This is a genomic window from Pseudarthrobacter adonitolis (genome assembly GCF_055412845.1).
This window is the reverse complement of record NZ_JBVAYW010000016.1, coordinates 68030-81872: the sequence shown is the minus strand read 5'-3', so window position 1 is coordinate 81872 and position 13843 is coordinate 68030. Positions and strand designations below refer to the sequence as shown.

Here is a 13843-nt window from a genome sequence, read left to right as displayed (position 1 = left end):
TGGTATCAACAAACTTGGCACACTATTGAGTTCTCAAACAACAGACACACCCGGCACCACCACAACCATTTTATCGGCCGTGGATCGCTCCGGAGCAACTTTTCAAACTTACCCGCTGGTCTCACTCTTGTCAAACCGGCGTCCGCGACCTTCATCAGCCTGAGGCTTTCGTGTCGGTTTTTTCGGTCTGACTCCGTGGAGCAGCGCGGAAATAAACTCTACCACCACTTTGCCGGGATGGCCAACCAAGCCCCAAGCAGTCCCGTGCGCCCCCACGCCGACGGCAGCAAAAAGCCCGGAACCTCAAGGGATTCCGGGCTTTTTGCCGTGCTCTTACGAGAGCCGGTTCACACCATGCGGTCAGCCGGCCGCCGGCGGAACGGGCTTGAAGTACGCCGCACCCAGAGGCGGCAACGTTATGGTCAACGATGCCGGCTGGCCATCAAGCCCTTCGTCCAGGGCAATCAGCTCACCGCCATTCAGGACACCTGAACCGCCATAGGCTGCAGCATCGGTGTTGAGCACTTCGGTCCAGGCCCCTGCAGCGGGAACGCCGAGAACATAACCCACATGCGGACCGCCAGAGAAGTTGATGGCGCACACCAAGGGATTGCCGTCCTTGTCCCAGCGGACAAACGTCAGGACATTGCGGTCAGCATCCCCACCGTTGATCCACTGGAAACCACCGGGCTCGTTATCCCGCGCGTAGAGGGCCGGCGTCGAGCTGTAGATCTCGTTGAGGTCCTTGGTGAGGAGCTGCATTCCGCGGTGCGCCGGAATCTCGGCCAAGTACCAGTCCAGTCCGTGCTGCTCGGACCATTCAGCCTCTTGGCCGAATTCGGTGCCCATGAAAATGAGCTGCTTGCCCGGGTGCGCCCACTGGTAGGCAAAGAAGGCGCGCAGGTTGGCCAGCTGCTGCCAGCGGTCCCCCGGCATCTTCCGGAGCATGGAGCCCTTGCCGTGCACTACTTCGTCGTGGCTGATGGGAAGCAGAAAGTTCTCGGTGAACGCGTAGACCATGGAGAACGTCACCGTACCGTGGTGCCACTTCCGGTTGACCGGTTCCTCGGAGGCGTACTTGAGGGAGTCGTGCATCCACCCCATGTTCCACTTGAGCCCGAAGCCGAGGCCGCCGTGGCTTGTGGGGGCGGTGACGCCGGGGAAAGCTGTGGACTCTTCGGCGATCATCACCGCGCCGGGGTGGGTCTTGTAGACGGTGGCGTTGACTTCCTGAAGGAAGGAAATGGCTTCCAGGTTCTCGCGTCCGCCAAAGCGGTTGGGCGACCACTGCCCCTCTTCGCGTGAGTAGTCCAGGTACAGCATCGAGGCCACCGCATCAACCCGGAGTCCGTCGATGTGGAACTCATCAAGCCAGTACAGCGCGTTGGACACCAGGAAGTTCCGGACCTCGGTGCGGCCAAAGTCGAAGATCAGCGTTCCCCAATCGGGGTGCTCGCCCAGGTTCGGGTCGGCGTGCTCGTACAGGGGTTCGCCGTCGAACTGGGCCAGCGCCCAGGCATCCTTGGGGAAGTGCGCCGGGACCCAGTCCAGCAGCACACCGATTCCGGCCTGGTGCAGGGAATCAACCAGGAACCGGAATTCGTCCGGATGGCCAAAGCGCGACGTCGGCGCAAAGTAGGACGTCACCTGGTAGCCCCAGGAGCCGCCGAAGGGATGTTCGGCCACGGGCATGAACTCAACGTGCGTGAAGCCCAGCCATTTGACGTAGTCCACCAGCTCCTTGGCGAGCTCGCGGTAGCCCAGGCCAAGGCGCCAGGATCCGAGGTGGACTTCGTAGGCGCTCATCGGCGAATTGTGCGGGTCACGCTGCGCGCGTGCCTCCATCCATTCGGCGTCCTTGAACGCGTACGACGGCTCCACCACCCTGGACGCCGTCAGCGGCGGGACTTCGGTGCCGAACGCCAGGGGGTCGGCCTTTTCGACCCAGTAGCCGCCCTTGGTCTTGATCTCGAATTTATAGCACGCCCCTGCTAAAACACCGGGCAGGAAGACTTCCCACACGCCTGAGGATCCCAGCGAGCGGAGCGAGTTTTCGCGGCCGTCCCAGGCGTTGAAGTCGCCCTTGACCCGGACCGCCTGCGCGTTCGGCGCCCAGACGGCAAAGGAGACGCCGTCAACATCGCCGAGGGAGGACTTGTAGTGCTGGACGTGCGCGCCCAGGACTTCCCACAGCTTCTCGTGCCGGCCCTCGCCGATCAGGTGCAGGTCCACTTCACCCACGGTGGGCAGGTAGCGGTAGGGCTCATCCACGGTCAGCGGCGCGGCACCAGGATAGGTGACCTCCAGTCGGTAATCGGGCACGTGGCCGGCCTGCAGCGGCTCCAGGACTGCCACCCAGACACCGCTGGCCTCGTGGGTCATGGGCACTGCACCAACGGCAGTCACCACGCTCACGGACTCCGCGAGGTGCTTGACGGTCCGGACAGTCACATGGCCGTGGTCGTCCAGGTGGGCACCGAGCACCGAGTGGGGCGCGTGGTGTTCGCCGTTCGCCACGCGGGCCAAGGTTTCCGGGTCCACGTGTAGAGGCACACGGAGCCGGTCTGTACGTGCTGAACCTGTCATTTTGATACCTTCCGATGCTGCCCTGGCCTGATCGCCGGAGCCTTTAACGCTGAGGAGCCGCCTGGAGGCATTCGTTGGAATGACCAGCCAGTCAGGTCTGTTCCGCAATTCATAAACGACTTCGTAAAGGGCCTTGTCCAGCCACAATGCCACAAAGAGCGGTGAACTCCGGTCGATTGTGCCGGGTGTGACTGCGGCATAGCCGGCAAGGAACGCGTCCGCGCAATCATCGACCCAGGACGCCGGAACGCGGGCACCCTGATATTCGCGTTCTGCCGCGCCTGCCGCGTAGTCGAAGGAACGCAGCATCCCCACCACGTCCCGGAGCGGAACATCGGGGCAGTTGCGTTCGGCGATGGGCCGCAGTGGCTCACCTTCAAAATCAAGGATGGCCCACCGGCCGGGCTGCCCGCCGTGGCCGGGGACCTGAAGGATCTGGCCGAGGTGGAGATCGCCGTGGATCCGCTGCAGCGGCCCTGCCGGCACGCCGTCGAGCTCGCCAAGAAGCGCCTGTAGCGCGTCGTCGTAAGGCCCGACGGCGGCACCGGCTTCCGCCCATGCCTGCCGGACCCGCTGGGCTACTCCGGGCGCAATAAGCTGACCCGGGGCCGGTTCAACCGCTATGCCGAGGGCTTCCGCCAGCCGGCGGTGGACCGTGGCCGTGGCAGCACCCAGGGCATGCGCCTCGCCGGTGAAATCGGCGCCGGTGCGCGCGGCATCCACGGCAAGGCGCCAGGCATCACGGCCGCCGGCGAGGAATTCGTGGGCTACGGCAAGCTCGCCCTGCGATGGCGCCTGTGCCGGGAGCCCGGAGGACGCCGGCGCTTGCCATTCCCCGCGGACCCACCCCAGCGTGGCCGGAACCTCGAAGGTGCCTTGGGCCGTCAGCGCCGCCCCCACCTCGACCTCAGGGTTGATCCCTTCAGAGAGGACCCGGAAGAATTTCACGATGGCCGCGGACTCGCCGTCGTCAACAATGACCGAACTGTTGGACTGCTCGCCGGACAGGACTTTGACGACTCCATGGGCGGTGGGCAGGCGGTGCTCCGACCGAGTGCGGTGGCCCGTCGCCGAACCCGTACTCGAGCCTGCTTCGGACCGGACCAGTTCCAGCCAGGAGGACACAAAGGAAGGATCGTGCACGGCGTCGTAGATCCAGGCCATGCCGGCCTCGGGAGCCTGGCCGACCAGTGCCCGCTCCGCTCCGGCGAGCGGACTGTCCCGGTAACTCAGCGGGACCTGGACCACGTCAGTCCGGAGTCCGCCGTCGGCCGTCCGGGAGGAAACAGCCAGCACGAATATCTCCAGCCGCGCCTGCCCGGCGGCATCCTCGAGGCTAAGGCTGCCTGCCTGCTCCAGCGAAAAGTCGGCTGTCTTCACGGGGAACCATCGCTGGCGTGGAAGCCATTCCCGAAGGACGGCGCTCAGTGTGGCTGTGAGGGTGGGCTGGGCCATGTCAGTTCTCGATGGACAGGATGGGCAGTGCCTGCGTGTACGGGGAGGCCGGGTTGGACGTCGCCGAGCGGACCCGCAGCCAGAAGAAATCATGGCTTCCCAGGGTCAGCGTCAGTGATCCGTCGTCGTCGATCCCGGGGAACGGCTGCCCCCCGAACACATCGCGCAGCCCGCGGCCGGCAAACTGGGGAATCCGCAGTTTTGCCGCGACGGGGTGCTGCGAAAGGTTGAAGGCGCACAGAATGGACTGGCCGGGCAGCCCCGCAGTGTTGTCATCCGAAAGTTCCCGGAGATAAGCCACCACGGCGTCGTGGTCGGCTTCGACATGTTTGAACGCGCCCAGCCCGAAGGCAGGGTGGTTCTTGCGGACGCTGAGGATCTGCCGGGTCCAGCGGAGCAGGGAACCGGAGTGGGCGGCCTCGGCTTCCACATTGGCCATGCCGTAGTTGTACACCAGCGACTGGATGACCGGCAGGTAGAGCTTGCCGGGATCAGCGTTGGAGAATCCTGCGTTCCGGTCCGGGTTCCACTGCATGGGGGTGCGCACGGCATCGCGGTCATCGAGCCAGATATTGTCCCCCATTCCGATCTCGTCCCCGTAGTACAGGAACGGGCTGCCAGGCAGCGAAAGCAGCAGGGCATTGATCAGTTCGATCTCGGCCCGGGAGTTATCCAGCAACGGTGCAAGGCGGCGCCGGATCCCGATATTGGCGCGCATCCGGGGGTCCGGCGCATACCAGCCCAGCATCGCCGCACGTTCGTCGGCCGTGACCATCTCCAGCGTCAGTTCATCGTGGTTGCGCAGGAAGGTCCCCCACTGCGCCCCTTCGGGGATCTCCGGCGTGTCATGCATGGTCTCGATGATCGGAGCGGCCTTCTGGTCGCGCAGGGCGTAGTAGAGGCGCGGCATGATGGGGAAGTGGAAGGCCATGTGGCATTCGGGCTCTTCCGCTGTTCCGAAGTACTCCACCACCTCGTTGGGCGGCTGGTTGGCCTCGGCGATGATGACGCGGCCCGGGTAGCCTTCATCCACCATGGCCCGCAGCTTGCGCAGGAAGTCATGGGTGGCCGGCAGGTTTTCGCAGTTGGTCCCCTCCTCCTCGAAGAGGTACGGGATGGCGTCCGCCCGGAAACCATCGATGCCCTGGTCCAGCCAGAAACGGACCACATCAAAGAGCGCTTCGATGACCTTGGGGTTTTCAAAGTTCAAGTCAGGCTGGTGGCTGAAGAAGCGGTGCCAGAAGAACTGCCGGCGGATGGGGTCGAAGGTCCAGTTGGACTCCTCCGTGTCCACGAAGATGATGCGGGCGTCCTGGTATTTCTCGTCCGTGTCGCTCCACACGTAAAAGTCGCCGAAGGGACCGTCCGGGTCCTTGCGCGATTCCTGGAACCAGGGGTGCTGGTCCGAGGTGTGGTTCAGCGGCAGGTCAATGATGACCCGGACGCCGCGGGCATGGGACTCGGCCACCAGCCGCTTGAAGTCGCTGATGGTGCCGAACTCATCCAGGACGGAGTTGTAGTCCGAAATGTCGTAGCCGCCGTCGCGCAGCGGCGACTGGAAGAACGGCGGCAGCCACAGGCAGTCCACGCCAAGCCACTGCAGGTAGTCCAGCCGGTCGATCAGGCCGGAGAAGTCGCCCGAACCGTCGCCGTTCGCGTCTGCGAAGGCCCGCACCAGCACCTCATAGAAGACGGCCTTCCGATACCAGAGCGGATCGTGGGACAGGCCAGGGGCGTTTAGCTCAAATGTGCTCTTGGGGGTGAAATGCTGGCTGGAACTCTGCGGATTAAAGCTCACTGATGCAATCTCCTCACGCTCAGGATGTGTGCGGGTTCGACGTGCGCGTCCAGGCGGACGTAGTTGGATTCGCCCCATTCCCAGGATTCGCCGGAAATGAGGTCATCCACCCGGAACCCGCCGTTGGGCGACAGGTCCTCGGGGTCAAGTTCCAGGGCAGCCAGGTCCAGTGAAATGGTGCTCTCCCTGATGCCGTGCGGATCAACGTTGACCACCACAATGATGGTGTCCTTGGTGCCGTCCGGCAGGGTCTTGTGCTTGGAGTACACCACGGTGGCGTCGTCGGTACTGAGGTGGACCGTGAGGTTCTGCAGGTCCAGCAGCGCCGGATGGTTGTGCCTGATCGCGTTGAGCCTGGTCAGGTACGGCGCCAGGGTCCTGCCCGAGGCCGCGGCAGCGTCCCAGTCACGGGCTTTGTATTCGAATTTCTCGTTGTCGATGTACTCTTCCGCGCCGGGGCGGGCAACATGCTCATAGAGTTCGTAGCCGGCATAAACGCCCCACAAGGGGCTGGCGGTGGCGGCCAATGCGGCGCGGATCTTGAACGCCGCCGGACCGCCGAACTGCAGGTATTCCGTGAGGATGTCCGGCGTGTTGACAAAAAAGTTGGGCCGGAAGTAGGCCGGCGACTCGTGGCTGACTTCCGTGAAGTAGGTTTCCAGTTCCTTCTTGGTGTTCCGCCACGTGAAGTAGGTGTAGGACTGCTGGAAGCCCGCCCGGCCCAAGGCGTGCATCATGGCAGGGCGCGTGAACGCTTCCGCGAGAAACACCACGCCAGGGGTCTTTCTGTTGACCTGGCCAATGAGCCACTCCCAGAACCACACCGGCTTGGTGTGCGGATTATCCACCCGGAAGATCTTCACGCCATGGCTGACCCACAGCAGCACGACCCGCAGGATTTCCTTCGCAAGACCTTCTGGATCATTGTCAAAATTGAGCGGAAAAATATCCTGGTATTTCTTGGGCGGGTTTTCTGCGTACGCGATACTGCCGTCCACCCGGGTTGTGAACCATTCCGGGTTGGACTGTACCCAGGGGTGGTCCGGCGCGGCCTGCAGCGCCAGGTCCAGGGCGACTTCCAGGCCCAGTTCGTTGGCGCGGGCCACAAAAGCATCGAAGTCCTCGAACGTGCCCAGCTCAGGGTGTATGGCGTCGTGGCCGCCCTCCTTGGCGCCGATGGCCCAGGGCGAGCCGGGATCGTGCGGGCCGGCAATCAGCGTGTTGTTGGGGCCCTTGCGGTGCTGGACGCCAATGGGATGGATCGGCGGCATGTAGAGCACGTCGAAGCCCATTTCCGCCACCGCGTCCAGCCGCTTCGCTGCGGTCCGGAAATTCCCGGACGTCCACGCCCCGGTGATGGCGTCCCTGACGGCGCCTTCGGACCGAGGGAAGAACTCATACCAGGCTCCGCGGCCCGCGAGATCGCGCTCCACCAGCAGCGGGAACGTCTCGGAAACGGTGACCAGTTCGCGGATCGGCTGGCGGTCCACCACGGCGGCCACGTCCGCGCCGAAGCCGGCTGCCAGACGTTCCTCATCGGTGAGGGACCCGTTTGCCAGAATGGAAGACGCCATGCGCAGGGTGCGCCGGTCCGACGCATTGCGGGAGGCGTCGGCGGCCGCTTCTGACAGCAGCGCTGAGCCTTCGGCGAGCATCAGCTCCACGTCGATGCCTGCCGCCACCTTGACCTCGGCGTTGTGGTGCCAGGTTCCGTAGCGGTCGTGCCAGGCCTCAATGAGAAAGGTCCAGTTTCCAACGTCCGACGGCGTGAGGATGCCCTCCCAGCGGTCCGTGCCGAGGCCGCGTTCCCCCTTGGGCGGCGCCAGCCTGACGCGCTGGCGTTCCTTCCCCCGGGGATCCAAGAGGACCGCGCTGACACCCAGCTGGTCATGCCCCTCCCGGAAAGCGGTGGCGCCCACCACAATTCCTTCCCCCGGCAATGCCTTGGCAGGATACTTTCCACCTTCCACCACAGGCTGCACGGCAGTGATCGGAAACCGGCCAAATATTAGCCCGTCGGTGATTTTGCCTTTCGGCTTTTTCTTTGAGGCGGCAAGGGTTGCTGAGTTAGTCGTCACAGGCTCGACGTTAGCGAGAAATGGTCCAGATTGCTAAGCCTGCGGTGCTTTTTGTCGCCGCGATTCGACTTATCCGCCACGCCAACTGTCATTTACCTAAAAGAAAGCCAAAGCGGTTCCGGACGTTGATGTTGTCGGTTAGTGTGGCGCAGGTGAAGGCAATCCGCAGATTTACCGTCAGAACAGTCCTCCCGGAACCCATCAGGCCGCTGGCCCGATTGGCCACCAACCTGCGCTGGTCCTGGCACCGGCCCACCCGTGAACTTTTCGCAGCCCTGAACCCCCGCATCTGGGAGGAATCCGGCCAGGATCCCATCAGTTTCCTAGGCCGGGTCAGCCGCGAAGAGTTCCAGCGCCTCGCCGCCGACCAGTCGGTGGTGAACCAGGTCCGGGCCGCCGCCGAGGACCTTGACCGGTATCTTGAGCAGCCCCGCTGGTACCAGGGCCTGGGCGAGGATTCCCCCGCCGCCATCGCGTACTTCTCCCCCGAATTTGGCATCACCGAAGTCCTGCCGCAGTACTCCGGCGGCCTGGGCATCCTGGCCGGCGACCACCTCAAGGCCGCCTCGGACCTCGGCGTGCCCCTGATCGGCGTGGGCCTGCTGTACCAGGCCGGCTACTTCCAGCAGTCCCTCTCCCGCGACGCATGGCAGCAGGAAACCTATCCGGTACTAGACCCGGACGGTCTCCCCCTCACACTCCTCCGTGAGCCGTCCGCCGACGGCAACGGCCGGCCCCTGCAGATCTCGCTCCCGCTCCCCAACGGGCGCCGGCTGCTGGCACACATCTGGCGTGCCGACGTCGGACGCGTTCCCCTCCTGTTGCTGGACTCCAACGTTCCCGGCAACGACGACGCCGCCCGCGGCATCACAGACCGTCTCTACGGCGGCGGCGGCGACCACCGGCTCCAGCAGGAGCTCCTGCTGGGCATGGGCGGAGTCAAGGCGCTGCGCGCCTACCAGCAGCTGACCGGAACCGCGGCGCCCGAGGTGTTCCACACCAATGAGGGCCACGCCGGCTTCCTCGGTATTGAGCGCATCCAGGAACTGATGGCCGGCGACGCGGCCCTCAGCTTCGACGAAGCCCTCGCCGCTGGCCGGGCGTCAACGGTCTTCACCACCCACACTCCCGTTCCGGCTGGCATCGACCGTTTCGAGATCTCCCAGATCCACCACTTCTTCCAGGCGGGGCTTGCGCCCGCGGTACCAGTGGACCGGATCCTGGAACTGGGCCGGGAAAACTACGCCGCCGGCAATCCGTCAGTCTTTAACATGGCCGTGATGGGGCTGCGGCTGGCACAGCGGGCCAACGGCGTCGCCAAGCTGCACGGCGAGGTATCCCGCGGGATGTTCTCGGCCCTATGGCCCGGGTTCGACCACTCCGAGGTGCCCATCACGTCCGTTACCAACGGCGTGCATGTACCCACCTGGGTGGACGGACGCATCTCCCGGCTCGCGCGGGAACAGTTCGGCACCGAGGCCGAAGCCATGGGCCGCTGGGACCTTGCCTACAACGTCAGCGATGCGGACGTCTGGGCGCTGCGCCGTGAAATGCGCACAGCACTGGTGGAGGACGTACGCCGCCGGCTCCGGGCCGCGTGGAAGAAGCGCGGCGCCGCCGACGCCGCGCTTGGCTGGACCGACAGCGTCCTGGACCCCGATGTGCTGACCATCGGCTTCGCCCGGCGCGTCCCCACGTACAAGCGCCTGACGCTGATGCTTCGCGAGCCGGACCGGCTCAAGGCGTTGCTGCTGCATCCGAAGCACCCGATCCAACTGGTGATCGCCGGAAAGTCCCACCCGGCAGATGATGCCGGGAAGAAGATGATCCAGGATCTGGTCCGCTTCACCGACGACCCCGAGGTCCGCCACCGCATCGCCTTCCTGCCGAACTACGACATCGCAATGGCCAGAACGCTCTTCCCGGGCTGCGACGTGTGGCTCAACAACCCGCTCCGCCCCCTGGAGGCGTGCGGCACGTCGGGCATGAAGGCCGCCATCAACGGTTCGCTGAACCTTTCGGTGATGGACGGCTGGTGGGATGAAATGTACGACGGCGAGAACGGCTGGGCGATCCCCACCGCCAACAATGACGCGTCCCCCGAAGAGCGGGACGACATCGAGGCGGCGGCGCTGTACGAACTCCTGGAGACGCAGGTGGCGCCGCGCTTCTACGGGAACACGGTGTCGGACAGTGCAGGTGCTGCCGGACCATCCACCACTGGCACGGAGAAAGTCCCCACGCACTGGGTGTCAATGATCAAGCACACGCTGTCCCATCTGGGCCCGGCCGTTTCCGCCGAGCGCATGCTGCACGACTACGTCAACCTGCTGTACCGCCCCGCAGCCGAGGCCGGACGCAGGGCCGTTGCCGACTCCTTCGCCCAGGCCCGTATCCTGGCTGCATGGACGGCCAAGGTGCGTTCCGCGTGGCCGCTGCTGCACGTCGAACATGTGGACTCCGTGGGAGTTTCCGAGGATCCGCAGATCGGGGACACCCTGCAGGTGAACGCCTACATCGCGCTGAACACCCTGTCGCCGGAGGATGTTTCAGTGGAGGTGGCCTATGGGCGCGCCGAGGAAAGCGACACCCTGGCAGACGTCACGTTGATGGAGTTGAGCTCGAAAGAGGACCTGGGCGACGGGCGCCACCTGTTCAGCGGCTCCCTGCTTATTGACCGATCAGGTCCGTTCGGCTACACCGTCCGCGTCCTGCCCCGGCACGAGGCACTGGCTTCCAAAGCCGAGCTGGGGCTGATCGTCAACGCCTGATCCCGGCCGTTATATCTAGAGGAGCACTGCCGTGACCGCCAGGTCACGTCCGGCGTAGCTCTCGGCGTCCTGGAGGATCTCGCAGATGATCCCGAAGGTCCGGTCCCCGCGGAACGCTGCGGCCACTTGCCAGAGGATGGTGACCGGGGCACTCCCGTCTTCGCCGATGCTGTCCGCGAAATCGTGCAGGGAATCGTTCAGGGCATCCATGTTCACGCCGTAGTGCTCAGGGAAGGCGAGCACTACGCCGAAGGTTTCCAGGACCGCCCTATTGCTGTCGGCAGCGGGGACCACCAGGCTGCGGCGGCCGGCGTCGGCTATCTGTTCCTGCAGTTCTTCGATGGTCCACGTATCGGCGGAGTAGATTTTCATGACGGTGTTCAGCTGCCTTCTGTGATGTATTTGAACGAGTCGTAATGGTCCGGGGTGTAGTACTTCTCGCCCTCGGAGCCAGTGACGATGCGGCGGGCTCCCCTGTCCGATTCACCCGGGGTAGGCACGGTGTACTCGCGGTAGTAGCCTGAATCCTGCCGCGGGAGAATGCGCTCAAAGTTGCCGAACGTCTTGTTGTCCTGGCTGTAGCGGTAGGGGCCGCCGGCGCGGATCGCCGCGAGCGTGGTGCGAGCTTCGGCCGGCAGCTGGGATTCCTTGATTGCGGGCAGGCCGGACGGGTTGGCGGGTACTACCGCCGGGGCTGGAAGCTCCGCAGGACCGGGAACGGGAGCCCCTGGGACGGGGGCCGCGCTGGAACTTGCTGCCGGCGTCGTACTTCCCGTCAGCGTCTCAAGGAGCCCGGTGCCGCCGAAAGCGAACACCGCAATGGCCAGCAGTCCGGTCAGCAGCAGGGCAACAACGGAGCGGTTGCGCAATTTTCGTCCCCTCCGCAGTTACGTGCGGTAAATGTTGATCGAGTTTGCTTCGATGATGTCAATCTCGCCCGAGGCCACCCGGCTGCCCTGGCGAAGCTCGTGCAGCGGCGAGGTGGTCAGCCGCAGCTCAAACATCCTGCGCGGCGTTCCGTCGTCGTTCGTGAGTTCCGGGAGTGTGATGTTCACGTCGGAGCCGCTGCCGTTGACCACTACGAGGCCCGCCAGCGTGCCGTCGTCCGAGCCGAGCAGCAGCTGCATCACCCGGTGCCGGGGATCATTCCACTGGTCCATAGACATGGGCTGTCCGGAGTGATCAAACCAGTAGAGATAGGACTGCTCGTCCCGCGCCGGAAAATCATGGGGCTGGCTTGCCAGGAACTCCTTGCGCAGCCGGACGTAGCGCTTGGTGCTGCGGAGCATCTCTGCGGATTCCGGGGTGCGCGTCCAGTCGAGCCAGGCCAAGGGGTTGTCCTGGCAGTAGGCGTTGTTGTTTCCCTGCTGCGTGCGTGCCAGCTCGTCACCGGCAGTGATCATGGGCACGCCGAGCGAAATCATCAGGGAGGCCATCAGGTTCCGGCGGGACTGCGCCCGCTGCGCCAGGATATTCTCGTCCTCGCTCCGGCCTTCAAAGCCGTGATTGTAGCTGCGGTTGTCACCGTGCCCGTCCCGGTTCTGCTCGCCGTTGGCTTCGTTGTGTTTGCGGTCATAGGACACAAGGTCGTTCAGAGTGAAGCCGTCGTGTGCCGTGATGAGGTTGACCGAGGCCAGCCTGGACCGGCCTGACGCCTCAAAAAGCCCCGCAGATCCGGACAGTGCATCCGCCAGCCGAGCCACGGACCCGCCCTGCCCGCCGGCTTCGATGGCCGCCCGGCCGGCAAGCCAGAAGGAGCGGACGCCGTCCCGGAAGTGGTCGTTCCAGTCAACCCAGCCGCCCGGGAACCGGCCTGTCTGCCAGCCGCCGTAGCCGACGTCCCAGGGCTCGGCGATCAGTTTCACCTCGGACAGCACGGGATCGGCAGCCACCGCCACCAGGAAGGGGTGCCGGCGATCAAATTCGTTGTCCGCGTTCCGGCAGAGCGTCACTGCCAGGTCGAAGCGGAAGCCGTCGATGTGGAACTCGTTCACCCAGTACCGGAGGGAGTCCAGCACCAGCTGGACCACCCGGGGCTGGCCGAAATTCATGCTGTTGCCGCACCCGGTGGTGTCGATGTACTTCCCGTGGACATCCGTTCGGTAATACGTGTCCTCGCCGAGTCCGCGGAAGCTGATGGCCTGGCCGTCCGGGCCGCCCTCGGCGGTGTGGTTGTAGACCACGTCGAGAATCACTTCAAGACCCGCCGTGTGGAGGAGCTTGACCATACCCTTGAACTCGTCCTGAACGGCGTGCGGACCGGCGTCCTGCGCAGCCTGCGTGGCGTAGGCCGCGTGCGGTGCGAAAAACGCGGCCGTGTTGTAGCCCCAGTAGTTGGTCAGGCCGAGGTTCTGCAGGTGCAGCTCATCGATGTGGAAGTGCACCGGGAGCAGTTGGACAGAGGTGATGCCCAGGCTCTTGAAATGCTCAATGACGGCCGGATGGGCCATTCCGGCGTAGGTTCCGCGCAGTTCCTCGGGGACATCGGGGTGGAGCATGCTCTGGCCGCGGACGTGGGCCTCGTAGATGATGGTGTTCCGCCACTGCGTCCGGGGCCGTTCGTCATCGCCCCAGTCAAAATCGCCGGCCATCCGGACGCTCGTCAGGAACCCTTCCCGCTGGTCCACCGCCCGGCCGTAAGGATCGAGCAGAAGAGGCTGCCCGCCGTCGTCGTCCAGATCCATAACGGGGACCGCCAGTGGCAGCGTCTCTGCCTTGGGCGTGGCGCGAAACCCGTACAGCGACCCGTACGGGAAATCTTCAACAATTCCGTGGTGCACGCCATGGGTGACGTTGGGCAAGGTCTGCAGATGCCAATCACCACCGGCGGCCTTATAGGCAATCTCAAGGTTCTCGACGGCCGGAGCGTACACGGCCACGTTTGCACTGGACTGCACGCCGTAATCCGCTCCCGAACCCGGGCGCGGGACGCTGACACCGAGCGGATATGACGAAGAGGCATCCTGGGTGGAAGCGGTGTCGAAAAGCGGCATGACCATCACGTCAATGGTAGCGGCCAGCGGCTGTTGAACTGCACTAGTGCTTTTTATGACGCCGTGCGGACCCACCTACTCCAACGCTCTCTCACCTTTCGCAACTTAAGCAGAAACGCTCTCTCACCAGGTGAGAGAGCGTTTCTGTTTTAAGTTGCAGGA

7 protein-coding genes are annotated in these 13843 nt (G+C 64.5%); 1 reads left to right on the top strand and 6 read right to left on the bottom strand.

Going from position 1 to position 13843, the window contains the following annotated elements:
- Positions 1–360: 360 nt before the first annotated feature.
- From ACZYZ4_RS14975 to ACZYZ4_RS14965, 3 genes are read right to left on the bottom strand one after another with little or no spacing between them, the layout of a single operon-like run.
- Positions 361–4041 (bottom strand): 1,4-alpha-glucan branching enzyme, encoded by a 3681-nt coding sequence (locus ACZYZ4_RS14975; RefSeq protein ID WP_463862131.1) that lies wholly within the window; start codon positions 4039–4041, stop codon positions 361–363.
- Position 4042: 1 nt separating this feature from the next.
- The gene (gene treS / locus ACZYZ4_RS14970) at positions 4043–5839 is read right to left on the bottom strand and encodes a maltose alpha-D-glucosyltransferase (RefSeq protein WP_463862129.1); all 1797 of its coding nucleotides are present in this window, start codon (positions 5837–5839) and stop codon (positions 4043–4045) included.
- The gene (locus ACZYZ4_RS14965) at positions 5836–7917 is read right to left on the bottom strand and encodes an alpha-1,4-glucan--maltose-1-phosphate maltosyltransferase (protein WP_463862127.1); all 2082 of its coding nucleotides are present in this window, start codon (positions 7915–7917) and stop codon (positions 5836–5838) included. The genes treS and ACZYZ4_RS14965 overlap by 4 nt, the downstream gene beginning before the upstream one ends.
- 152 nt (positions 7918–8069) lie before the next feature.
- On the opposite strand from ACZYZ4_RS14965, the gene glgP reads away from it, so the two are divergent.
- Entirely contained in the window at positions 8070–10688 is a 2619-nt protein-coding gene (glgP, locus tag ACZYZ4_RS14960) for an alpha-glucan family phosphorylase (RefSeq protein ID WP_463862125.1), read from the top strand.
- Positions 10689–10703: 15 nt separating this feature from the next.
- On the opposite strand, the gene ACZYZ4_RS14955 is transcribed toward glgP, so the two are convergent.
- Genes ACZYZ4_RS14955 through glgX form a run of 3 tightly spaced genes read right to left on the bottom strand, consistent with a single transcriptional unit; the run spans position 10704 to position 13687 of the window.
- The gene (locus ACZYZ4_RS14955) at positions 10704–11060 is read right to left on the bottom strand and encodes a barstar family protein (RefSeq protein ID WP_463862123.1); all 357 of its coding nucleotides are present in this window, start codon (positions 11058–11060) and stop codon (positions 10704–10706) included.
- 8 nt (positions 11061–11068) lie between these two features.
- The gene (locus ACZYZ4_RS14950) at positions 11069–11557 is read right to left on the bottom strand and encodes a guanyl-specific ribonuclease (protein WP_463862121.1); all 489 of its coding nucleotides are present in this window, start codon (positions 11555–11557) and stop codon (positions 11069–11071) included.
- Positions 11558–11575: 18 nt separating this feature from the next.
- The gene (glgX, locus tag ACZYZ4_RS14945; protein ID WP_463862119.1) at positions 11576–13687 is read right to left on the bottom strand and encodes a glycogen debranching protein GlgX; all 2112 of its coding nucleotides are present in this window, start codon (positions 13685–13687) and stop codon (positions 11576–11578) included.
- Positions 13688–13843 lie beyond the last annotated feature (156 nt).

What these genes read in the sequence shown, in the direction of transcription:
- ACZYZ4_RS14975 (WP_463862131.1), bottom strand. Translation starts at nt 4,041, where the DNA reads ATGGCCCAGCCCACCCTCACAGCCACACTGAGCGCCGTCCTTCGGGAA.
- ACZYZ4_RS14955 (WP_463862123.1), bottom strand. Translation starts at nt 11,060, where the DNA reads ATGAAAATCTACTCCGCCGATACGTGGACCATCGAAGAACTGCAGGAA.
- glgX (WP_463862119.1), bottom strand. Translation starts at nt 13,687, where the DNA reads ATGGTCATGCCGCTTTTCGACACCGCTTCCACCCAGGATGCCTCTTCG.